Genomic DNA, 23,258 nt, shown 5'->3' on the forward strand with positions numbered 1-23,258 from the left:
GCCTACATGCAAGTGCAATTGAATAATGAAGTGTCTCACGTTGCCTTTGGTGAGGCATTAGGGCAGGCGCTGCAAGGTCACGGGCGCGTTTATTTAGAGGGCGACTTAGGCGCAGGAAAAACAACATTGACGCGTGGTATATTGCGCGCTTATGGCTACCAGGGGGCGGTTAAAAGTCCTACTTATACCCTGGTAGAGCCTTACGAGCTGGGGGCGCAGCGGATTTATCATTTAGATTTGTATCGTTTAGCAGATCCAGAGGAGCTTGAGTTTATCGGTGGGCGAGATGTGCTTGCCGATGACGCGCTCTGTTTAATTGAATGGCCGAGCCGAGGTGAAGGTTGGCTCCCCGCGCCTGATTTGCGAGTGGCGCTGGAGGTGGCTGATCCTGGCCGCTTGGTTACGCTAACCGCAGAAACTGACTTGGGTGAACGGGTGATCAGCGAGATGGTTAGCAAGCATGGCAGTGAAAAGCTTGAAAGTGGTGTGATTCAATGGCTATAACCAGTGCACTAAACTATCTGGCACGCAATGTGTCGCTTGGCTGTGTTCTTGTGGCGGCAGGTGCTTCATCGCTGCAAGCGGCAACGGTAGAAAGCATGCGCTTGTGGGCGGCTCCTGACCATGCGCGTTTGGTGTTTGATTTGACGGCAGCAGCAAACGCTAATGTATTTTCCCTTGATAACCCATCTCGGTTAGTCATTGATCTTGATGAAAGTTACTTAGACACCGATGTATCTACGCTGCCACTGGATGGAAGCGCCATCGATGAAGTACGAACGGGGGTTCGGGACGGTGGGGGGCTTCGCGTTGTTCTGGAGCTTAATCGCGACATATCCCCACGCCACTTTTCATTGCCACCCAACGACCAGTATGGGCATCGCTTGGTAGTCGATCTTGAGTATCCTGGCGAGAGTGCGGTCGAAAACCCCATTGATCCGATTGAGGCGATGATTCGCGATCAAGAAATCCTTGCCCAAAGGGCTAACACCCAGGCTCAGGCCCAGTCACAGGGGCAAGTGGTTGCTGAAGAGGTCGTGCCGCCAACAGTTGCACCAACGGCGACAGCCGTCCAGCCAGCTCAACCGCATCCTCAGCGGGATATTATTATTGCTGTCGATGCTGGGCATGGCGGTGAAGATCCTGGCGCGATAGGTCCTGCTGGAACGCGTGAGAAAGATGTCGTGCTGGAGATTGCACGACGCCTTGCCGCAGAAGTAAACGGTACACGTGGCTTTAAAGCGGTACTCATCCGCGATGGTGATTACTATTTGGGGCTGCGTCAGCGCACACAGCTTGCTCGGGATCAGAAAGCCGACTTTTTTGTATCGATACATGCCGATGCGTTTACCAGTCCGCGACCCCAGGGAAGCTCTGTTTATGCACTTTCCCAGCGAGGCGCAACGTCTGAAACTGCCCAATGGCTGGCGAATAGCGAAAATCGCTCCGACTTGATTGGTGGTGTTGACGGCAGCCTTTCTTTGCGTGACAAAGATCAAGTGCTACGAGGTGTGTTGCTAGACCTGACGATGACGGCAACGTTAAATGATTCGCTGTCGATTGGTGGTCAAGTCCTCGACCAATTAGGCCGTGTCAACCGTCTCCATAAGTCTCGTGTTGAACAAGCGGGTTTTATGGTGCTTAAGTCGCCCGATATTCCGTCGCTACTGATCGAGCTTGGTTTTATTTCTAACCCTGATGAAGAGCGCCGCCTGCGTGATCCGGCCCATCAGCGTGCATTATCAACGGCTATCTTTAGTGGTTTGCGTGATCACTTCGAGCGTAATCCGCCGCCAGCAAGTCTATTAGCGTGGCAGCGCGATAATCAGCGTCGTCCGAGCGGTAACGAGTACCGTATCCGGTCGGGGGATACATTGTCAGCTATTGCCGTACGCCATGGTGTGCCAGTGAATCAGCTGAAGCAGGCCAACGATATTAACGGTGACGTGATTCGTGTTGGTCAAGTGCTACGCATTCCACGTTCATGATCATAAGTTTCCGAGGTGACGGTTGTCTGAATTGATCTCTTCGCCAACGCGTATTCATGTGCTTGACCCGCGACTAGCGAACCAAATTGCTGCGGGAGAAGTTGTCGAAAGACCTTCGTCGGTGACGAAGGAGCTGATTGAAAATGCCATTGATGCTGGCAGTCAGCGAATTGAAGTGGAGATAGAGCAAGGCGGCGCTCGGCTTATTAAAGTGCGCGACGATGGTATTGGTATTGGCGAACAAGATTTGCCCTTGGCGCTTGCTCGCCATGCGACCAGCAAAATCAATAGCCTTGAAGATCTGGAAGGCGTGAGTTCGTTGGGGTTTCGTGGTGAGGCGTTGGCCTCGATTAGCTCTGTCTCGCGGCTGGAGCTGATCTCTAATGCGGAAGAGGACCCCCGCCAAGGGTGGCGTGTCGTCGCGGAGGGGCGTGGTATGGAAGCGCGGGTAACGCCTGCGCCTCACCCCCGTGGTACCAGTGTCGCGGTACGCGATCTGTTTTTTAATACCCCCGCGCGGCGCAAATTTTTACGCACCGAAAAAACAGAATTTGCCCATGTTGAAGAAGCTTTTCGTCGCCAGGCGTTATCTCGTTACGACGTAGCGTGGGTACTGCGCCATAATCAGAAAGTGGTGCACCAATTGCCGCCGGGTGTGACGCCCGTCGCACGCGAGCGGCGCATTGCTTCTCTGTTGGGTAAAAACTTTATTGAGCATGCCCGCTACATTGAGCGTGAAGCGGGTGGGTTGCGAATTAGTGGCTGGGTTGGCTTGCCCACTCACTCTCGTTCTCAGGCGGATCAGCAATACTTTTTTGTTAACGGTCGCGTCGTTCGTGACCGCTTGGTCGCTCATGCTGTTCGTCAAGCTTATCGCGACGTGTTGTATAACGGCCGCCACCCCGTATTTGTGCTTTACCTGGAACTTGACCCTGATGTCGTCGATGTCAACGTGCATCCAACGAAGCATGAAGTGCGGTTTCGCGATGGGCGGATGGTGCATGACTTTCTTTATTCTAGCCTGCACCACTGCCTTGCTGCTTCTAAGCCTGCTGAAGAAGAGCAGGGTACGTCGTATGGGCATGAAGGTGAAATAGCGGAGGCAGGTGTCACGGGCAACACTAATGAGGCCAGCGATCAAGCGCCTGCTCCCCGTTGGCAGCAGCAAGGGATGGCGCTGTCAGACTCGCCTGAGCGCCACCCTGGGGCAGAACGAGTGCGTCGTTTTATGCAGGGCTACCAGGCGCTGCACCCGGATCATGAAGCATCGCTATTAACGCCGCAGCCGAGTGCGCCAAGCATTAATACATCAAAAGCGACAGAAGTGCGCGAAGCTCCACAGGCGATGCCTGAACACGATGCGACCTCGGCACCGCCGTTGGGGTTTGCGCTTGGGCAGTTACATGGTGTTTATATTTTGGCGCAGAATGCGCAGGGGTTGGTGCTCGTAGACATGCACGCCGCTCACGAACGGATCGTCTACGAGCGCATGAAAAACCAGCTGGCTGCCGCCGACGGGATTGATACACAGCCGTTGCTGGTGCCAGTTTCCCTGGCTGCCAGTCGCGCCGAAGTGGCAACCGCTGAAAGTGAGCGTGATGCTATTGCCCAGTTAGGCGTTGAGCTGGACGTGGCAGGGCCGGAAACCTTGCTAGTCCGGCAATTACCAGCCCTGTTGGCTCAGGCAGATCCAGAAGCCCTGATACGTCAAATGCTCGAAGAGCTGTCGCGGTTTGGCCGAACCCATCAGGTTGAGGCACGCATTCATGAGCTGCTGTCGACCATGGCATGCCATGGTAGTGTCCGTGCAAATAGACGCTTAACCATTGATGAAATGAATGCCTTGCTGCGGGATATGGAGCGCACTGAACGAAGCGACCAGTGCAATCATGGCCGTCCAACCTGGACGCAAATGAGCATGAAAGCACTCGACCGCCTGTTCTTGCGTGGACAGTAGCGGCGTGGTGAGTTAAGACAACGAACGGAGTGCTAAGAGCAGATGGTTGACACACGCCCCTGGGCAATTTTCCTAATGGGCCCCACCGCCGCTGGTAAAACCGATACGGCGATGGCCCTGCATGAGCGTCTGGGGCATGAGCTGATCAGCGTAGACTCCGCGATGGTATATCGTGGAATGGACATTGGCAGTGCCAAGCCGAGTGCTGCCGAGTTGGCGCGCGCTCCGCATCGTCTGATTGATATTCGCGACCCAGCTGAGCCCTATTCGGCCGCTGATTTTCGTGAAGATGCGCTGCAGGAGATGCGGCAAATCAGCGCGGCAGGCAGCGTGCCATTATTGGTTGGCGGAACGATGCTCTACTTTAAGCGACTGGTGGAGGGCGTTGCTAACTTGCCCGCCGCGGATGCCGCCATACGGCAACGGCTGGAAGCTATTCGGCAGCATGAAGGGTTGGCAGCACTTCATCGTATGCTGGCTGAAGTGGATGCCGAATCCGCGCAGCGCATACATCCTAATGATCCACAGCGCTTAATGCGTGCGCTTGAAGTATATTATGTAAGTGGGCGCCCTATGAGTGAGCTGTGGGCGGAGCAGCAGCCGGAAACCTTTCCCTGGCGGGTGATGTCGATAGCATTAGCCCCGAGTGATCGCCAGTTGCTACACAACCGTATTGCAGTGCGTTTTAAAACAATGTTGGCTGAGGGCTTGATAGATGAAGTCGCCGCCCTCAAACAACGTACTGATATCCATCTTGGCTTGCCAGCAATGAAAAGTGTTGGCTATCGTCAGGTATGGGATTATTTAGACGGTAAGTATGACGAAAACGAGTTAATTGAGCGTGGCGTGATAGCAACTCGTCAGCTCGCTAAGCGGCAGCTTACGTGGTTAAGAAGTTGGCCGTCGCTGACGTGGATAGACTCACAGCAGCCTGACGTATTGGATAAGGTGCTGAAATTCGTGCGTGAAAGCGGTGCTTAGCGTAAGATAGTGATTTCGTAAGCAAGTGTTTTCGAGTGGCCGGCTGGCTCTTTAGACAACCCCAGGCCTTTCGGGCAACAAGATTGCGGCGCAGCACCAGTAGGGCGCGCCATTTATAACCAACCCCAACGACAGTTTTAGGGAGAGCAACATGTCCAAAGGGCAGTCCCTTCAAGACCCGTACCTGAACATTTTGCGCAAGGAGCGCATTCCGGTCTCTATTTTTCTGGTGAACGGCATTAAGTTGCAAGGCCAGATTGAATCATTTGACCAGTTTGTCATTTTATTGCGCAATACCGTCAGCCAGATGGTTTATAAACACGCTATTTCCACGGTAGTGCCTTCGCGCAACGTGCGTTTGCCGGCACAAGATCCCGCCGCGCCTGACGCGGACATCTAACACCGTTGGATAGCTAGAGAGTCCACGAGGTATTGATTGTTTTTTGAGCGCCCAGATGCCGGTGAAACGGCAGTACTTGTTCACGTTGATTTTCATGATGAGCAAGCACGTGAAGACCCGGGTGAGTTCTTAGAGCTCGTGCGCTCTGCTGGCGCAGAGCCCGCGACATTACTCACTGCTAGTCGCCAGCGCCCTGACTCCCGAACGTTTATCGGGTCAGGTAAATTGGAGGAGCTGCGAGCCATGCTCGCAGCTCACCAAGCAGAACTGGTGATCTTCAACCATAGCCTAAGCCCCTCCCAAGAGCGCAACCTTGAGCATGAGCTCAAGTGTCGAGTGCTTGATCGTACCGGTTTAATACTCGATATTTTCGCGCAGCGGGCACGAACCCATGAGGGTAAGCTCCAGGTCGAGCTTGCTCAGCTTGAATATATGTCCACTCGCCTAGTACGCGGCTGGACCCACTTAGAGCGCCAGAAGGGCGGTATTGGTTTGCGTGGTCCTGGTGAAACGCAGCTAGAAACCGACCGCCGTTTGTTGCGCGGGCGCATTAAGTCGATTCACAAACGGCTCGATAAAGTGCGCAGTCAGCGTGACCAGAACCGACGCGCTCGTTCGCGTGCCGAGATTCACAGCGTTTCATTAGTTGGCTATACCAATGCCGGTAAATCGACGCTGTTTAACGCGCTGACCAATGCCGAGGTGTACGCGGCTGACCAGCTGTTTGCCACGCTTGACCCCACACTTCGTCGCCTCGAAATTGAAGACGTTGGTCCTGTGGTGATGGCCGATACCGTAGGTTTTATTCGCCATCTGCCTCACAAGTTGGTTGAAGCTTTCCGGGCAACGCTTCAAGAGGCTGCGGAAGCATCGTTGTTGGTGCATGTAATAGATGCTGCTGACCCTGATCGTGATGCCAACGTTGAGCAAGTCGATCGTGTGTTAAAAGAGATAGGCGCTGATAGCGTGCCAGTTCTCAAGGTTATGAATAAAATCGATCGTCTTGATAGTGCGCCGCGAATTGAGCGCGATGGCCACGGTGTTCCTGAGGTTGTGTGGCTCTCGGCTCAGCAGGGACAAGGCCTTGATTTACTGCATGAGGCGCTAACCGAGCGTTTAGCAAATGACGTTATTGGCTTCTCGCTTACACTGTCTCCGGAGCAGGGTAAGCTGCGTGCAGGTCTGCATGAGTTGAATGCAGTTCGAGAAGAGTATTTTGATGAGCAAGGGCAATCTGTTTTGGACGTGCGCTTGCCTAGACGTGATTTTAATCAGCTCATGGCTCAACTTGGTGAGCGTGCCAATACCTATTTACCCGTCGCTTTACGCGAAATTGAAGAGTGGTAGTTAAGTAGGCTGCATCGCCTATACGAGCTTAAATATAAGTAAGTTTGGCTATGTGAGATCCTATGTGAACTCGGGTGGAAGTATGGTACAAGATTTATATAGTAATAATATTAAAAGCACCGGCCTTGCTAACGGCAAGGCTAAGTGCAGGTGAACACCTTAGTGGAGAAGAAGTATGGCCTGGAATGAGCCTGGTGGTGGCAACCAGCACGACCCCTGGAGCAGTGGTGGCCGACGTGGTAATAACGGCGGTGATCGCGGTGGAAGTAATGGTGGAGGTAATAATGGTGGCAATAATCAAGGTCCGCCCGACCTCGATGAAGCACTAAAGAAATTCCAAGATAAGTTAAACGGAATGCTGGGTGGCGGTGGCAAGAAAGGCAGTGGTGGTAACGGGGGGGGCAAAAGCGGTGCTAGTAAACCACGTAACTCGTTTGCGCTACCTGGTTTGTTGGTCGTTGTCGCTTTAGCTATCTGGGCCGCATCCGGTTTTTATCTGGTCGACCAGTCTGAGCGTGGCGTCGTGCTACGTTTTGGTGAATATCAGGGCATTGTTGACCCAGGCCTGCAGTGGAATCCGCCGCTAATTGACGATGTTCGTATGGTGAACGTGACCCGTGTTCGGTCAGTTTCCCAAACGCAGTCTATGTTGACTCGAGACGAAAATATCGTAGAAGTGGAAATTTCCGCTCAGTATCAAGTGGCTAATCCCCGCGACTTCGTATTGAACGTACGTGATCCGGCGCTTTCTATCGAGAATGCTTTGGACTCCGCCCTGCGCCACGTTGTGGGTGGCACGGACATGATCGACATTTTAACGTCGGGTCGTGAAATTTTAGGTAGCTCTGTGGCAAGCCGCCTGCAATCTTATTTGGATGCTTACGGTGCTGGTATTCGTCTACAGACAATTAACATTGAGTCGACCTCCGCGCCTGCACCCGTAATCGATGCATTCGATGATGTTATCCGTGCACGTGAAGATCGGCAGCGTACGATCAACGAGGGGATGGCCTATGCCAATGCCATTATCCCAGCGGCTCAAGGTCAAGCGCAGCGTGTGGTCGAGCAAGGTCAAGGTTACAGGGAGTCAGTCGTAGCTGAAGCGCAAGGTCAAGCTAACCGCTTTAACGCATTGTTGACCGAATATCGCAACGCGCCTGAGATTATGCGCGAGCGTATGTACCTGGATGCAATTGAAGACGTTTTTGGCAATATTCCTAAAGTACTACTGGATGTTAGCGAAAATGCGCCTTTGATGTATTTGCCATTAGATCAAATGCGTAGTGGTAGCGCTGCTGGCGGCAATACTTCTTCTAGCAATAGTGGTGATAGTAGTAGTGAATCGATTGATCCGCGTGTGCTTGATTCATTGCGGGGAAGCCAGAGTAGCTCATCCTCCTCGTCATCAAGTAACCCCATTCGCAGGGAGGGCCGCTAAATGATTAATAATCGATCCCTGCTAATCGTAGGTGGCTTGGCCGCAGTGGCTTGGCTAGCTAGTAATAGCCTGTATGTCGTGGATGAAACCGAGCGTGCCGTTAAGCTGCGTTTTGGTGAAGTCATCGAAGAGAATATTCAGCCTGGACTGCATGTCAAAATACCGATCGCGCAAACGATTCGTAAATTTGATACGCGCCTGCTGACCCTTGATACCGATACCAGTCGTTATCTGACCCTTGAGCAGAAAGCGGTTATTGTCGACTCTTACGTTAAGTGGCAGGTGGTCAACCCCACGCGTTACTACGAGGCGACGGCAGGCGATGAAATGATGGCGATTCGCCTGATTCAGCCGCGCGTAGACGAAAGCTTGCGTAACGAGTTTGGTCGCTTGAACCTTCAGGAAATTATTGCCGAACGTCGCGATGATCTGATGACCGGGCCGACCGCTGAGCTAGATGAGCTGATGCGTGATGAGCTTGGTGTGGCGATACGTGACATTCGTATCAAGCGTATCGATTTGCCAGAAGATGTATCGGCAGCGGTATTTGAGCGGATGCGTTCTGAGCGTGAGCGTGAAGCTCGTGAATGGCGTGCACAAGGTCAGGAAGAGGCTGAACGTATTCGCGCTAATGCTGATCGTCGGCGTCAGGTACTGCTCGCCCAAGCCAATGAGCGTTCTGAAACGCTGCGCGGTGAAGGTGATGCAGAAGCCGCGGCAATTTTCTCCGAGGCTTATGGCCAGGACCAGGAGTTCTTTGCTTTCTGGCGCAGCTTGAATGCTTATCGTGAAAGTTTCTCGGGTGATGACAACCTGCTGGTACTGGAGCCGAATAGCGATTTCTTCCGCTATTTGCGTAGTGCGGTTCCTAGTAACGACGAGTAGTCATATGCGTGCCTAGCCCCGCAAGGTTATGCAAACCTAGCGGGGTTCATCTGGCGCACAAACGTGATAGACTTAATTAACCGGGCGTCGCCCGGTTTTTTTGTGGCCCTCATTTCACTAGCGCTTGTCCATGAACGCCTATAACGCGTCATGATGTAGCTGCTTGTTTGGGCCTTCATTGTCTCGCAGGATTGTTCACATGACCATCGCTGACCGCTGGCTATTGCCCGACGGCATGGATGAGGTGCTGCCGCCTCAGGCAAGCCGCATGGAAGAGCTGCGCCGTGCGCTGCTTGATCTCTACCATTGCTGGGGCTACGACCAAGTAATGCCGCCGCCGGTGGAGTTTTTGGACTCCTTGCTTACGGGTACCGGTACCGATCTAGATCTTCAGACGTTTAAATTAACTGACCAGCTAACGGGTCGAATGATGGGCGCATCTGCCGATGTGACTCCTCAGGTGGCGCGTATGGATGCCCACTCCCTGAAGCGGCAAGGGCCAGTTCGATTGTGCTACTGCACGAATGTGCTGCGTGCAAAAGCCGACCAGCACCAGGGGGGAAGAAGCCCTGTGCAGGTAGGGGTCGAGCTGTTTGGTCACGCAGGTTTAGAAGCTGACAGTGAAATTATTCATTTGGCGCTGGCCAGCTTAAAAGCAGCGGGCGCTGATGAAATTCATCTGGCGCTGGGCCATATTGGCATTTATCGTAGCCTTGTTGAGGCAGCTGCGCTTAGCGATGAGCAGGAGCGGGCGCTGTTTGAAGCATTGGCGCTCAAATCGCCGGGCCAGTTAGCTGAACTCGTTCATCGCAGTGTCAGCGACCCAGCCTTGGCAGATATGCTGATAGCGCTGGGTGAGCTGCATGGTGATGCAAGTGTGTTAGGGCAAGCGCGAGATCGTTTTGCTGGTGCCCCTGCGCCGGTGAGGGCGGCACTTGACCAGTTGGAAGCTCTCTATAAAGGCGTATTGGCGCGCTTTGACGTTTCGCTCTATTTTGATTTAGCGGAGCTGCGTGGTTATCAGTATCACACTGGTATGATGTTTGCTGCCTATGTGCCTGGTTATGGCCATGCATTGGCCAAAGGCGGGCGTTATGATGACACTGGCCGTGCTTTTGGGCGTGCGCGTCCGGCGACCGGTTTTTCTATGGATTTAAAACAATTGGCATCTCTGGCGCTGGCTTCACCCAGCCAGGGGGCTGTTTGGGCGCCTGCCCAAGAAGAAGAGTCGCTTAACGCTGCCATTGCTGCGCTGCGTGAGCAGGGTGAACGCGTGATTCAAGCGCTGCCTGGGCAGCGTACTGGGCCGGCGGAGCACAGTTGTGACCGCCGTCTTGAGTTTATTGACGGTCGTTGGCAGACAATGACCCTGACACAAGAGACGAGTGCATAATGGGTAAGAATGTCGTAGTCCTGGGTACCCAATGGGGTGATGAAGGCAAAGGCAAGATTGTTGACCTGCTCACCGAATCGGCCTCAGCAGTGGTGCGCTTTCAAGGCGGTCATAACGCAGGGCATACCTTGGTGATTGATGGTGAGAAAACGGTTCTTCACCTGATTCCCTCTGGTGTGCTGCGTCCAGGTAAGACCTGTGTGATCGGTAATGGCGTAGTATTGTCGCCTGAAGCGCTGATCAAAGAGATCCGTGAACTTGAAGAGAAAGGCGTACCGGTACGTGAGCGCCTGCGCTTGTCACCGGCTTGTCCGTTGATCCTGCCTTACCATGTGCGTTTAGACCAAGCACGTGAAAAAGCGCGCGGCATTGCTAAGATCGGCACCACTGGTCGTGGTATCGGGCCGGCTTACGAAGATAAAGTTGCCCGTCGTGGTCTGCGTTTAGGCGATATGCTTCACCGTGAGCGCTTCGCTTCGAAGCTTGGTGAGGTGTTGGACTACCATAACTTTGTGTTGGTGAACTATCACGGCGAGCCGGCGGTGGACTTCCAGGAAGTGCTGGATAGTGCTATGCAGATGGCCGAAGAGCTACGTCCGATGGTCGCAGACACCGTTAGTATGGTGCACGATCTGCGAAAAGCCGGTGAGAACATTCTGTTTGAAGGTGCTCAAGGCTCGCTGCTGGATATTGATCACGGTACCTACCCCTACGTCACCAGCTCTAATACCACCGCAGGCGGAACGGCGACCGGTTCAGGGGTTGGCCCGCTTTATCTGGACTACGTATTGGGTATCACCAAAGCCTATACCACCCGCGTTGGCTCTGGCCCATTCCCGACCGAGCTGTTTGACGACCATGGCCGTCACCTAGCCGAGCGTGGACATGAGTTTGGAGCAACTACTGGCCGCGCGCGCCGGTGCGGCTGGTTTGACGCCGTGGCATTGCGTCATGCAGTGCAGATCAACTCAGTCTCTGGTATCTGCCTAACCAAGCTTGATGTTTTGGATGGCCTGGAGAATATTCGTGTGTGCGTGGGCTATCGTAGTAAAGATGGCGATGTGCTGGATAATCCAATTGATTCAGAAGGCTACGAAGCAGTTGAGCCGCTGTACCATGATCTGCCGGGCTGGAAAGAATCTACCCTGGGTGCCAAGAAGGTTGAGGATCTGCCTGCCAACGCACGTGCTTACATCAGCTTCTTAGAAGAGCAGGTAGGTACCAGTATTGATATTATTTCAACTGGCCCTGACCGTATGGAAACCATTATCCTGCGCAACCCTTTTGAAGGGTAAGCTAGCATTCATGCATGAATCATTTGTGTGTTTGTAAGTTGCTGAGCTAATTGAGCAGTTAAAAATAAGCAGGTAAAGAAGGGGGCGATTAAATCGCCCCCTTTTTGCTTTTAATTGACTGAATTAAAACTAAAAATCAATGCCGCGACGGGCTTGCAGACCATTGTTAAACGCGTGCCGTACCTCTTGCATTTCTGTCACTGTATCTGCCATTGCCACCAAATCTCGATGAGCATTGCGCCCGGTAATAATCACCGTTTGCTCCTGCGGCCGATTGATCAGTGCTTGCTTAACTGTATCAATATCTAAATAACCAAATTTCAACATGTAAGTAATTTCATCCAGGACAACAAGGTAAGTCGCTGGGTCTGCGAGCATTTTTTCAGCTTCTTGCCATACTGCTTGGCAAGCTTGGGTATCTGACTCGCGATTCTGGGTATCCCAAGTAAAGCCCGTGGCCATGATGGCAACAGTTAGATTTGCGTCTTCTTCCAGCCGGTTGCGTTCACCGCACTCCCATAATCCCTTGATAAATTGTACGACGCCAACTTTGTAGCCATAGCCAAGCGAGCGAGTGACGGTGCCCCAAGCGGCAGTGGTCTTACCTTTGCCATTACCCGTATTGATTAGTAACAGCCCACGCTGCTCGGTAGCGTTGGCCACTTTCTCGTCAACGCGGGCCTTCAGTTTTTCCATCGACGCTTTGTGGCGTGCATCGCGATCGCTCATGGTCGGTGTCCATCGGTAAGTGATTAAGTCAATGATGGCTAGGTTAATTCATCCAGCGCCAATTTAATATTGCTGTGGTTAAGTCTTGTATAGCTAATGGAGGATTCTGTTCGGTTTTGAGATACCAACATTAGCGCTGCCAGACACATTATGTAAGAAATTGGCCGGTTGGGGGCTAGCTGCTCTAGAATAGTGGGTCATGTCTTACTAGGAACGATGCCATGCCCTCATTTGATATTGTGTCAGAATTTGATCAGCACGAAGCGTCTAACGCTGTCGACCAAGCAAATCGTGAAGTGCAGTCGCGCTTTGATTTTAAAGGTGTTGACGCCAGCTTTTCACTTGAAGGAGAGAAAGTTCAGCTTGAGGCCGAGGTTGATTTCCAATTAAAACAAATGCTTGATGTGTTGCGCAATCGACTGATCGCGCGGGGAATTGATGCCCGTTGTATGGATATTCAAGACCCGCTGTTGTCTGGCGTGAAAGCCCGCCAGGAGGTCGTTCTAAAGCAAGGGCTTGATCAGGCTGAAGCAAAAGATGTGGTTAAGCGTATCAAAGCCAGCAAGCTAAAAGTGCAGGCTCAGATTCAGGGTGAAAAAGTGCGCGTTACGGGTAAAAAGCGCGACGATCTTCAGAGCGTAATGGCGCTTTTACGTGGTGAAGAGGGGCCTGAGCTACCGTTACAGTTCGATAACTTCCGTGATTAATTAACTCGGTCGACAGTCATACGATGGTGCAGCGTTAGGCGCTGCTTCATCAAATAATTTATAAGCTTACAGGAGTCACGCACTATGTCTGATCCGCAGCCGGTTTATTTAAGCGACTATCAGCCGCCCGCCTACCAAGTTACCCATACCGAGCTGACGTTTGATCTTGACCCTGCAGCAACTCGCGTGAAAGCGCGCCTGCAAATAGAGCGTCATCCAAGCACAGATTCACAGGCGCCGTTAGTACTTAACGGTGAGCATCTAACGCTGATATCACTCGCTATCGATGGCAGCCCTGTGTCTGATACTGCGTATCAGTTAACGGATGAGGTGCTGCACATAGCGGATGTGCCTGAGACCTTCATACTAGAGAGTGAGGTGGAGATTTCTCCCAGTAGCAATACTGCCTTGGAAGGGCTATACCAATCTAACGGCATGTATTGCACTCAGTGTGAAGCAGAAGGCTTTCGGCGAATTACCTATTACCCCGATCGTCCTGATGTGATGGCCACTTTTAAGGTAACAGTAATAGGTAATGCCACCAGTGAGCCGGTGTTGCTCGCCAATGGTAACCCTATTGATCAAGGTGTGTTGGAGAATGGTCGCCACTTTGCGACTTGGGAAGATCCGCACCCGAAACCCTGCTATCTATTCGCTTTAGTCGCCGGTAATTTACATAAAGTAGAAGATTCTTTTGAGACCGTGAGTGGTCGCAATGTGGCGCTGCAGTTATGGGTCGAGCAAGAGAACCTAGATAAAACCGAACATGCCATGGCGTCCCTTAAGCGTGCTATGGCGTGGGACGAACAAACCTATGGCCGCGAATACGATCTTGACCTGTTTATGATTGTGGCGGTGAATGACTTCAATATGGGGGCAATGGAAAACAAAGGGCTTAATATATTTAACTCCGCGGCGGTATTAACTCATCCTAGTACTGCGACAGACGCGGCTTTCCAAAATGTGGAAGGGATTGTTGCCCATGAATATTTCCACAACTGGTCAGGCAATCGAGTGACTTGCCGTGACTGGTTTCAACTCTCGTTAAAAGAGGGCTTTACTGTATTTCGTGACCAGTGTTTTTCTGCCGATACTAACTCGGCTCCCGTTAAGCGTATTCAAGACGTGTCGTTTTTCCGCACTGCTCAGTTCGCCGAAGATGCAGGGCCGACGGCGCATCCCATTCGGCCAGATCACTTTATTGAAATCACCAACTTCTACACCCTGACGATTTACGAAAAGGGCGCAGAGGTGGTGCGCATGCTGCGTAATTTACTGGGCTGGGAAGACTTCCGCCGTGGCTCAGACCTTTATTTTGAACGTTTTGATGGACAGGCAGTGACCATCGAAGACTTTGTGGGCTGCATGGCCGAAGTCTCTGATGTCGACCTTGGCCAATTTATGCGTTGGTACTCCCAGGCAGGCACGCCTGAAATCGATGCGCACGGTGAATACGACTATGCTCATGGGGAGTATCACCTCACTCTGCGCCAACGTACCCCCGCAACCCCAGGGCAAGCCGACAAACTGCCGTTACACATTCCCATACGTATGGGGTTAGTGGGCACCAAGTCGGGACAGGACCTGACCCTAACACTGTCAGGTGAGAAGCTAGGTAGCGACGCTGTTATTCATCTTACCGAAGATGAACAGAGGTTTGTCTTTAGTGATGTTGCTGAAGCGCCTGTTCCTTCACTGCTGCGTGATTTTTCTGCACCCGTGAAGCTACACTTTCCCTATTCACGCGAAGATCTTGCGTTTTTGCTGACGCATGATAGCGATGGCTTTAACCGTTGGGATGCGGGTCAGCGGCTTGCTATGCTGGCGTTAGATGATCTGATTGCTGCACACCGTAATGGTGTTGAAAAGGTCATGGATAGTCGTGTTGTGGAAGCCTTTAGAGTGCTCCTTACCGGCTCTATGAGTGATAAAGCGGTACTGGCAGAAATGCTGACGCTACCCTCTGAAGCTTATATTGCCGAGCAGCAACCGATTGTCGATGTGGACGCTATACACGCCGCTCGCGAATTTGTGCGCCAGTCGCTAGCTGTTGCGCTGCGTGATGAATTTGTCGCCGTGTATAAAGCGAACCAAAGCGATGAACCCTATGCGCCAACGCCTGAACAGATCGCCCAGCGTAGTCTCAAAAACGTCGCCTTAACGTATTTAATGGCGATTGAGGACGAAGAGGGAGTTGCGTTTTGCGAAACGCAGTTTGCTGCGGAACATAACATGACCGATGTTCGTCATGCGCTGACCCTGTTGGTGCATAGCAACCGTGATGATATTGCCTCTCCCGCATTGAAAGCATTTGGCGAAAAATGGGCACATGACCCGTTGGTGATGGATCAGTGGTTCACCATACAGGTGTCACGCCCGCAATCAGATGTTTTGGAGCGTGTTCAATACCTAATGCAGCACCCGGCATTTTCAATTAAGAATCCTAATAAAGTGCGTGCCCTGATCGGAGCATTTGCTCAAAATCGGATTAATTTCCATCGTTTAGATGGTAAAGGGTACGCGCTGTTAGCCGACGTGGTTATTGAGCTAAATCGCCTCAATCCCGAAATAGCCGCACGCCTAGTGACACCGTTAACCCGTTGGCAGCGTTTCGACGAAGAGCGTCAACAGTTAATGCGTGATGAGCTTGTGCGTATTAAGCAGGAGCCTTTATCTTCAAACGTATTTGAAGTCGTTGAGAAAGCGCTGGCATAAGGCAAGCCTGCGAACTAACCATGGAGAGGGAATGCGCCGGTGACAGATACACAGCAGCACAATTTACTGATTATTAACGGTAAGTCTGCCGGTAACCCGGCGCTGCGCGAAGCAGTTGAAGAGCAGCGCAAGGCAGGGATGTCGATTATTGTACGTGCGACCTGGGAAGGTGGCGATGCCGCTGAGTTCGCTGCCCAAGCAGTAGAGCTAGGCGCTACGCGGGTGATTGCCTGCGGTGGCGATGGCACCGTTAATGAAGTGGTTAACGGGCTCATGCGGATTGCTTATGATTTGCGACCGGCACTAGGCATTGTGCCGTTAGGCAGTGCCAACGATTTTGCTACCTCCCTGGGTTTGCCGCTGGAGCCAGGGCCAGCGCTTAAAGCCGCAGGATACCTGTCTCCAGCGCCGATTGATGTGATCAGAATGACCGCTCAGTCAGGCTCAGAAAAAGCGATTAGCTATTACGTCAACATGACAACCGGCGGATTTGGTGCTGAAATTACCTCATCGACCCCAAAAACGCTAAAGCGCATGTTAGGCGGTGGCGCATACTCCCTAATGGGGGCTTTGAAAGCATGGCGGCACCGTAGTTATTGCGGCACGTTGCACTGGGGGAATCAGCAGCAAGACGTATCGCTGTTGCTGCTTGCGTTGGGCAATGGCCGCCAATCTGGCGGCGGGCAAGTCTTAGCGCCAAGGGCTAAGCTCGACGATGGCCGTTTCGATGTGCTACTGGTGAAGGACTTTTCATCAGCGACAGAGTTGCCGAGGTTGTTAAATGAACTGCAGCAGTTCCCTGCCGACGGCCGCTTCGTGCGTTATTTTACTGCCAGCCAGCTGTCAGTGACGACTCAGCCATCTGACGAGCCTTGGCCGTTAACCTTAGACGGAGAGGCGCGTCGCTACGAGCGATTTTGCGTCGAAGTTGTGCCACTGGCGCTGAAAGTGCTGCTGCCGGAAGGTTGTTCATTATTGACGGCTAATGATCGCCACTAAATGTTATTTATTTGAACCACTGTTAAGGAGAAATCCAATGGTAAATCGCTTTTGGATGCCGCTACTGGCCAGTCTCGCGCTGCTGCTAAGTGCCTGTGGCGATGCACAGGAAGATACCACGACAGAAAATCAAGAGGGCACCGCTAGCAGTGACGTGGATGCTCAACAGGCGCCTGCTGCTGAAGAGGGTGGCGAAGAGGCAGATGAAGCCGCTAGTGCGGATGATAGCGAAGAAGGTGCTCAAGCGCCTCAAGCGACAGAGCAGCTAGAGGAAGCAGAGGCGCTCAAAGATGACAGTGATGATAGGTCGGAAGTTGTAACGCCGTCCAATAACGAAGAGGTGCAGGCGGATGAAAACACGCTTGCGGCGGACCCGGAAGATGCACTCGATGAAGCCAGTGCTATGCCGGGTGAAACCACTCGTTCAGACGTTGATGACGTTATTGCTGAGACCGAGCGCCGCTTTGAAGAAGCTCAGCGCCGCTTAGATGAGCAATTTCAAGAAGTCGAGCAGCAGACACCTACCTTGGAGCCGATGGATGGTGACGCTCCAGCCCCCAGTTGGGAAACGGAGTCCAGCTTACCCGCTGCATCTGACTTAGATGATAATTTGGAAGCCACCGACGTAGATGCGCTGCTTGAAGACACTGAGCGACGTTTTGAAGAAGCGCAAAAGCGTTTAGAGGAGCAGTTTGAGGCCCTCGAGAGTGAGCAACCGATCAGTGAAAGTATGGATAGTGAAAGTATGGATAGTGACAGTATGGATAATGAAAGTATGAACAGTGTTGGTGAGGAGCAAGAAACTGAGCGTACTCAGGAGTAATGTGCTTACATAATCAGTGAATATGAATAAGGCCCGCTGCATGAGCGGGCCTTGTTTTATTCCTCTGGTGTTAGACCGGACGAATGTTAGAAGCCTGAAGGCCTTTTTTACCCTGTGTTACCTCAAAGCTGACTTTTTGACCGTCTTGCAGGGTCTTGAAACCTTCAGCTTGAATTTCGGAGAAGTGGGCAAATAGATCGTCACCGCCATCATCAGGAGAGATGAAGCCGTAACCTTTGGTCTCGTTGAACCACTTGACAGTGCCAGTTGCCATCGTGCATATCCTTAACATGCTTAATAATTGGGCAAGCATTCATTGCGAACGCCTGCCAAAATTAATGTAGAAGCAAATAATTCAGACGTCCAGCTGCGGGCTTAGGATTTTTTAACTTTTGGCGGGTTTTAAATCATGATGCAAATCGGCTTTATCGACGCTCAGTTTGTCTCGTTCCTTGTAGCGATAACGCTACTATCAATAAGCCCTGGCGTTGATACGCTGCTCGTCATCCGCAACACTGCCCGCGGCGGTGTTCGAGATGGCGTTGCAACCAGTATCGCTATTTGCTGCGGGTTATTTGTCCACGCAACTATTTCAGCGTTGGGTATTTCATTGATACTACTGCAGTCGGCCTGGGCATTTCATATGCTAAAACTGGTGGGGGCGGCTTACTTGATTTGGCTGGGCGTCTCCAGCCTGCTAGCGGCGCGGCGTGGCACTCCCTTGCCTGTTCAAGGAGTGATGACAAGTGGCTCACCAGTGCCATTTTGGCAACCTATCAAAGAAGGGTTGCTGTCTAATGTCTTGAACCCCAAAACCGTGGTGTTCTATATGGCATTTTTACCCCAATTTATCTCGCCTTCTGACCCAGCATTGCTGAAATCATTATGGCTTGCAGGGGTTCATTTCGTGATTGCTAATATCTGGCAAATTAGTGTGGTGCTAATGGTGGGCGGGGCAAGTAAATGGTTGGCCAGCGCGCGTTTTGCACAAACGCTCAATGCCGCCACCGGTGTGGTGCTGGTGGTATTTGGCGTTCGTTTAGCGTTAGAACAGCGCCCGGTATAACTGGGGCGCTGTATCGGTGGAGGGGGTGTCGAGTTTAGCGGCTTACAAGCAGCGCGCGGTCATAGCGGACGGTCTGTTCACTGTCACTAAGTAGCGAGACGCCCTCGCTGTTGCCGCCGTTTGCTAGGCTTTCGAAAATCACTCGATAGCTCAATACTGCCTGCACATAATCTCGGGTTTCCCGGAAAGGGATGCTTTCTACAAACAGGTCAAACGATTCCATGCTGTTGTTGCCTAGCCATTGGTCTACTCGGCCTGGCCCTGCGTTATAAGCAGCAGTAGCGGCCAACCGATTGCCTTGATAGCGTTCCAACTTGTCACGTAAGTAAGTGCTACCTAAGCGAATATTGAGTTCTGGCTCTAAAATGCCGTAGGGACCTGGGTCATTTAGTCCGAGTTGACGACTAACTTGGCTAGCGGTGCCTGGCATTAGCTGCATTAACCCCCGAGCACCGGCAGGCGAGAGGGCAACTGGATTGTAAGCACTTTCACGGCGGGTGATAGCCATCAATAAATAAGGGTCGACGCCGGTTACGCGTCCCCAGTGTAGGAAGCTGTCACGATAAGCTGCTGGAAAACGCCAGTCCAGCGCGTCCCACATTTCGGCCGCGATCGTCGTTTGTACCAAGCGGGCATGCCACTGCTGATGAGCGGCGTAATCGGCGAGCGATCGCGCCTGATAAGGTGTGCCATTCTGTACGGCATATAGCCACTCACTGTTGGCTAGCCCATCTTCGCCTATACGTAGAAGTGCTTCGGTGCGCTGAACCACCGGCAGGCGTGCCGTTTGTGCCCTGGTGGCTTCGTCAAAGTGGTTGCGTTCTAGGTTGAGTTGGTAGGGCTGGTTAAGCTTTTCGGCAGCAGCAAAGCCATAGAAGCTTCTGTCAGTTGCTGCTTGTTGGTAGCGCGCTAACGCTGCTTCACGATTACCCAGTTGGTCATTGGCTCTTGCTAGCCAGTACTGCCAGCGACTGCTTTCCTGCTGGCTGATAGGCATTTCGGTAATCCAGTGGACGACATCGGTCCACTGTCTGTTGGCTAAAGCGTCACGAACGCGCAGTTCTAATACGCGTTCGCTGTTCAGCGAGGGTAGGACGCTGTCGACCCATGAAAGAGTGCCAGGAACGTTGCGCACGAGAGCATAAAACGCAAGCTCTTCTTCGATCGCTTGGCGGTCAGCATGGGCTAAGGTAAGGCGTGGTCCAATGGCTTGCCACGTTGAGAAGGCTGCCGGGGTGTTTTCTCGCGTATAGCGCTGCATGGCGGCTTTATAAAACGCCGCCGTGGCAGCGCATTCAGGGCCAAGGCAGGTAGGCGCTGAGGCAATTGCAGCTGATGAGTTTTTGACCGTTTCAACGGTATTCAGTGCTGTTTGCCACTGACTGCTCAGTAACCCACCTAGATAGCTGCTTAAGCGCTCTTCGCCCGCCTGCCAGGCGAGCATTTTCCGCTCCCAAATGACCGTGTCATCAATGGTGCCATCCGCACGAAGGCGATTGAACAGCGGGTCGCAGGCATCTGGCTGGGAGCGACCCACGCGCCACAGCTCAAGCCCCGCTTCGCGAGCTTCAGCAGGCGCTCTATCCAAGAGAGCAGTGTAGTAGTAACACTGACGAGCAGTGCCTGTTGGTACGCCGTCAGCAACGGCAAGCAGGTCGCCAAATCGGCCCGCATAGCCATATTTTGCGATCGCTTGGCCGCGCATCCATTCTGATAGCGGTGAATCAGCGTGGCGCTCAATAAACTGCAGCACTTGACTGGGGGCTGCATTAGGCAGTTGGCTACGTAGGCGATGGTAGTCCACATAGCCGCTGAGAATATGCCCCTCTATCGCGCGGTCATTGATCTGCTGCCACTGCTGTTGGCGCGCGGCTTCAAGTGCCTCGTGCATCGCTGAGTCAGATGTTGCCCAGGAGGCAGTTGGTAAACCGATGAGCATCGCCGCACATAGGCTGCGAAATGTTAATCGAAATGGCGAAGCTTGCATGGCACTCCCTCTTGCTCGCGAATGGTGTCTAACCGCTATATTGCTAGAACTGTATTGCTGGCTCGATGATGAACTAAATGTGTAAATAATGTTCCCACAATTATGCTACTTGGAGGATTCAATAACGATGGCACGAATGTCTACGTGGTGGTTGTTTCGACGGCTCAAAACACGTGTGTGGGCAGTGAAACGCATTGGCCGAGCCCTAAAGCTATTTCTGCCGATGACGCGTGATGTGCTGCGAGGCAGCTTCCGGCCTATTCCCTGGTCGGCCTTTGGGCTGATGGCGCTAGCACTTGCTTATCTTGTCATGCCTTTTGATCTTATTCCCGACTTTCTCGTAATGATTGGCGTAGCTGATGATGTTTTGATCGTAGGTTGGTTACTTAACCGTGTCGATGCTCATCTGTCAGAATATCGTAATTGGAAATATGCAGAGCAAACGCCAGCCGCTTCTTCTCATTCACCTTCTTGAAATCCCACTGCTTATCCCCATATTGAGTTCACAACCTTTTTCGCTCCTGGCTAACATTCGCCAGGAGCACCAAGCACAACGTGATTAATGAGGGCTAAGCGCATGACGACGGCGACCCACGAAGAAACTCTTGGCTTTCAAACGGAAGTTAAGCAACTCCTAAATTTAATGATTCACTCCCTGTATTCCAACCGGGAGATATTTTTGCGCGAGCTGATCTCTAACTCAGCTGACGCCTGTGACAAGTTGCGTTATGCCGCACTTGATAATGATGCGCTTTATGAAGGCGATAGCGAGCTGCGCATTGAGATTGAGCATGATCGCGAGGCTAACACTATCACGCTACGCGATAATGGCATTGGCATGAATCGCGATGATGTCATTGCGAATCTGGGTACTATCGCACGCTCAGGCACCGCAGAGTTCCTCAAGCAGCTTTCTGGCGAGCAGCAGAAAGACGCTAAGCTGATTGGCCAGTTCGGGGTAGGTTTCTACTCGGGTTTTATCGTGGCTGATGAAGTAGCGGTCCGCACCCGCAAAGCGGGCACTGACGCCTCAGCAGGGGTCGAGTGGCGCTCAAGGGGCGAGGGTGAATTCACCGTTGCTGATATTGAGTGTGAGCGTCACGGCACTGAAATTACGCTGCATCTTAAAGACGATGCGAAAGAGTTTGCCGACGACTATCGTTTGCAAGGGCTAGTGCGCAAATACTCCGATCATATTGAAGTGCCCGTACGCATGCCTAAAACCGAAATGGCGAAGGACGACGAAGGCAACGATATTGAAGGCAGTGAAATCACCACGTGGGAAACGGTTAACGAAGCAACTGCATTATGGGCTCGTCCGAAAAGCGATGTAACCGAAGACGAGTACAAGGCATTTTACAAGCACGTTGCTCACGATTTTAGCGACCCGCTGACCTGGAGCCACAACAAGGTTGAGGGCAAGCTGGAGTACACTAGCCTGCTGTATGTGCCGGGTCGTGCACCGTTTGACATGTTCGATCGTGATGGTGCTAGAGGCGTTAAACTGTATGTTCAGCGTGTGTTCATTATGGACGACGCGGAGCAGTTCTTGCCTCTGTATCTACGCTTTATCAAAGGTGTTTTAGATACCCGCGATCTCTCTCTGAACGTTTCTCGTGAGCTGCTTCAGCAAGATCCCAAGGTCGATAAGATCAAGGGTGCGTTGACCAAGCGAGCGTTGGATATGCTCAAAAAGTTGTCGAAAGACAACGAGCAGTACCAAACTTTCTGGACTACGTTTGGCAGCGTGCTAAAAGAGGGGCCAGGTGAAGACGCCGCTAATCGTGAAAAGATTGCAGGCTTGCTCCGTTTTGCTTCAACGCATACCGATACTGCCGCCCAAGAGCACTCTCTGGTCGACTACATTGAGCGCATGAAAGAGGGGCAGAAGAAGATTTACTACGTGGTTGCCGACAGCTTTAATGCGGCGAAAAACAGCCCCCACTTAGAGATTTTCCGTAAGAAAGGTATCGAAGTTCTGCTGCTATCGGACCGTATTGACGAATGGCTAATGAGTCATCTCACCGAGTTTGATGGTAAATCGTTTGCCGATGTGGCTAAAGGTGAGCTGGACCTTGGCGATGTAGAAGACGAGGAAGAGAAGAAAGCTCAGGAAGAGACTGCTAAGGCCAAAGAAGATTTGGTTAAGCGCGTCAAAGAGGCGTTAAACGAGGGGGTTCAAGAGGTGAAAATCACCCACCGCTTAACCGATTCACCTGCCTGCGTTGTGCTTCCTGAGCATGAAATGGGCTATCAGATGCGTCGTATCATGGAGGCCGCTGGTCAGCCATTGCCTGAGGTGAAGCCGATTCTGGAGCTAAACCCCAACCATGCCCTGGTGGCGCGTCTGGAAAATGCCGAAGGCGATCTGTTTGGCCAGTTGGCGCATATTTTGCTGGATCAGGCGATCATTGCCGAAGGTGGTCATCTTGATGATCCCGCTGCCTATGTTAAGCGGCTTAATCACGTCTTGACGGCTTGATGAATCGGTAGTTGATTGACGCGGCCCGCTTGGATATCCAAGCGGGCCGCTTGTTTTAATAGAGAT

At 52.3% G+C, this 23,258-nt stretch carries 20 protein-coding genes; 17 read left to right on the forward strand and 3 right to left on the reverse strand.

The window, feature by feature from the left end; all coding sequences use genetic code 11:
- The first annotated feature begins 6 nt into the window (after positions 1 to 6).
- The 10 genes from tsaE (at position 7) to HVE01_RS07410 (ending at position 11,684) form a co-directional block, all read left to right on the forward strand.
- Positions 7 to 504, forward strand: coding sequence for a tRNA (adenosine(37)-N6)-threonylcarbamoyltransferase complex ATPase subunit type 1 TsaE (gene tsaE, locus HVE01_RS07365; RefSeq protein ID WP_120386757.1), 498 nt, complete (start codon positions 7 to 9; stop codon positions 502 to 504).
- Positions 495 to 1,988: an N-acetylmuramoyl-L-alanine amidase gene (locus tag HVE01_RS07370; protein WP_146943284.1), complete on the forward strand. Its 1,494-nt coding sequence runs from the start codon at positions 495 to 497 to the stop codon at positions 1,986 to 1,988. Before tsaE ends, HVE01_RS07370 begins: the two co-directional genes overlap by 10 nt.
- 22 nt (positions 1,989 to 2,010) lie before the next feature.
- Complete coding sequence (mutL, locus tag HVE01_RS07375; protein ID WP_422822484.1) at positions 2,011 to 3,945, forward strand: DNA mismatch repair endonuclease MutL; 1,935 nt, start codon at positions 2,011 to 2,013, stop codon at positions 3,943 to 3,945.
- 42 nt (positions 3,946 to 3,987) lie between these two features.
- Complete coding sequence (miaA, locus tag HVE01_RS07380; protein WP_125749245.1) at positions 3,988 to 4,926, forward strand: tRNA (adenosine(37)-N6)-dimethylallyltransferase MiaA; 939 nt, start codon at positions 3,988 to 3,990, stop codon at positions 4,924 to 4,926.
- A gap of 151 nt (positions 4,927 to 5,077) precedes the next feature.
- A complete protein-coding gene (hfq, locus tag HVE01_RS07385) occupies positions 5,078 to 5,326 on the forward strand; it encodes an RNA chaperone Hfq (RefSeq protein WP_009099947.1) in 249 nt (82 codons plus the stop codon).
- Positions 5,327 to 5,362: 36 nt separating this feature from the next.
- Positions 5,363 to 6,673, forward strand: coding sequence for a ribosome rescue GTPase HflX (gene hflX, locus HVE01_RS07390; protein ID WP_125749242.1), 1,311 nt, complete (start codon positions 5,363 to 5,365; stop codon positions 6,671 to 6,673).
- A 175-nt stretch (positions 6,674 to 6,848) separates the two neighbouring features.
- Positions 6,849 to 8,111, forward strand: coding sequence for an FtsH protease activity modulator HflK (hflK, locus tag HVE01_RS07395; RefSeq protein WP_146943286.1), 1,263 nt, complete (start codon positions 6,849 to 6,851; stop codon positions 8,109 to 8,111).
- Positions 8,112 to 8,996 carry a protease modulator HflC gene (hflC, locus tag HVE01_RS07400; protein ID WP_125749239.1) on the forward strand — a complete coding sequence of 295 codons (885 nt, stop codon included), beginning with the start codon at positions 8,112 to 8,114 and terminating at the stop codon, positions 8,994 to 8,996. It abuts the gene before it with no gap.
- Positions 8,997 to 9,195: 199 nt separating this feature from the next.
- Positions 9,196 to 10,389: an ATP phosphoribosyltransferase regulatory subunit gene (locus HVE01_RS07405; protein WP_125749236.1), complete on the forward strand. Its 1,194-nt coding sequence runs from the start codon at positions 9,196 to 9,198 to the stop codon at positions 10,387 to 10,389.
- Positions 10,389 to 11,684 (forward strand): adenylosuccinate synthase, encoded by a 1,296-nt coding sequence (locus HVE01_RS07410; protein WP_146943288.1) that lies wholly within the window; start codon positions 10,389 to 10,391, stop codon positions 11,682 to 11,684. Before HVE01_RS07405 ends, HVE01_RS07410 begins: the two co-directional genes overlap by 1 nt.
- Positions 11,685 to 11,813: 129 nt before the next feature.
- On the opposite strand, the gene cobO is transcribed toward HVE01_RS07410, so the two are convergent.
- Entirely contained in the window at positions 11,814 to 12,413 is a 600-nt protein-coding gene (gene cobO, locus HVE01_RS07415) for a cob(I)yrinic acid a,c-diamide adenosyltransferase (RefSeq protein ID WP_125749230.1), read from the reverse strand.
- Positions 12,414 to 12,634: 221 nt separating this feature from the next.
- On the opposite strand from cobO, the gene HVE01_RS07420 reads away from it, so the two are divergent.
- The 4 genes from HVE01_RS07420 (at position 12,635) to HVE01_RS07435 (ending at position 17,657) form a co-directional block, all read left to right on the forward strand.
- Positions 12,635 to 13,120 carry a YajQ family cyclic di-GMP-binding protein gene (locus HVE01_RS07420; RefSeq protein WP_125749226.1) on the forward strand — a complete coding sequence of 162 codons (486 nt, stop codon included), beginning with the start codon at positions 12,635 to 12,637 and terminating at the stop codon, positions 13,118 to 13,120.
- 84 nt (positions 13,121 to 13,204) lie between these two features.
- On the forward strand, positions 13,205 to 15,835 hold the full coding sequence (gene pepN, locus HVE01_RS07425; protein ID WP_146943290.1) for an aminopeptidase N: 2,631 nt from the start codon (positions 13,205 to 13,207) through the stop codon (positions 15,833 to 15,835).
- Positions 15,836 to 15,874: 39 nt separating this feature from the next.
- Positions 15,875 to 16,834 (forward strand): lipid kinase YegS, encoded by a 960-nt coding sequence (gene yegS / locus HVE01_RS07430; protein ID WP_146943292.1) that lies wholly within the window; start codon positions 15,875 to 15,877, stop codon positions 16,832 to 16,834.
- 37 nt (positions 16,835 to 16,871) lie between these two features.
- Positions 16,872 to 17,657, forward strand: a complete 786-nt coding sequence (locus tag HVE01_RS07435) for a hypothetical protein (protein WP_146943294.1) — start codon at positions 16,872 to 16,874, stop codon at positions 17,655 to 17,657.
- A 70-nt stretch (positions 17,658 to 17,727) separates the two neighbouring features.
- Here the strand turns inward: HVE01_RS07435 and HVE01_RS07440 are convergent, their stop codons facing one another.
- Positions 17,728 to 17,931, reverse strand: coding sequence for a cold-shock protein (locus HVE01_RS07440; protein WP_009721950.1), 204 nt, complete (start codon positions 17,929 to 17,931; stop codon positions 17,728 to 17,730).
- 135 nt (positions 17,932 to 18,066) lie between these two features.
- Between HVE01_RS07440 and HVE01_RS07445 the strand changes: the two genes are divergently transcribed.
- On the forward strand, positions 18,067 to 18,723 hold the full coding sequence (locus HVE01_RS07445) for a LysE family translocator (RefSeq protein WP_146943297.1): 657 nt from the start codon (positions 18,067 to 18,069) through the stop codon (positions 18,721 to 18,723).
- 34 nt (positions 18,724 to 18,757) lie between these two features.
- Here the strand turns inward: HVE01_RS07445 and HVE01_RS07450 are convergent, their stop codons facing one another.
- Positions 18,758 to 20,710 (reverse strand): transglycosylase SLT domain-containing protein, encoded by a 1,953-nt coding sequence (locus HVE01_RS07450; protein WP_146943299.1) that lies wholly within the window; start codon positions 20,708 to 20,710, stop codon positions 18,758 to 18,760.
- A 127-nt stretch (positions 20,711 to 20,837) separates the two neighbouring features.
- Between HVE01_RS07450 and HVE01_RS07455 the strand changes: the two genes are divergently transcribed.
- A complete protein-coding gene (locus HVE01_RS07455) occupies positions 20,838 to 21,185 on the forward strand; it encodes a YkvA family protein (protein ID WP_125749212.1) in 348 nt (115 codons plus the stop codon).
- A gap of 102 nt (positions 21,186 to 21,287) precedes the next feature.
- Positions 21,288 to 23,192 carry a molecular chaperone HtpG gene (gene htpG / locus HVE01_RS07460; protein ID WP_146943301.1) on the forward strand — a complete coding sequence of 635 codons (1,905 nt, stop codon included), beginning with the start codon at positions 21,288 to 21,290 and terminating at the stop codon, positions 23,190 to 23,192.
- Positions 23,193 to 23,258 lie beyond the last annotated feature (66 nt).

Source organism: Vreelandella venusta (genome assembly GCF_007989605.1).
Taxonomy (GTDB): domain Bacteria; phylum Pseudomonadota; class Gammaproteobacteria; order Pseudomonadales; family Halomonadaceae; genus Vreelandella; species Vreelandella venusta.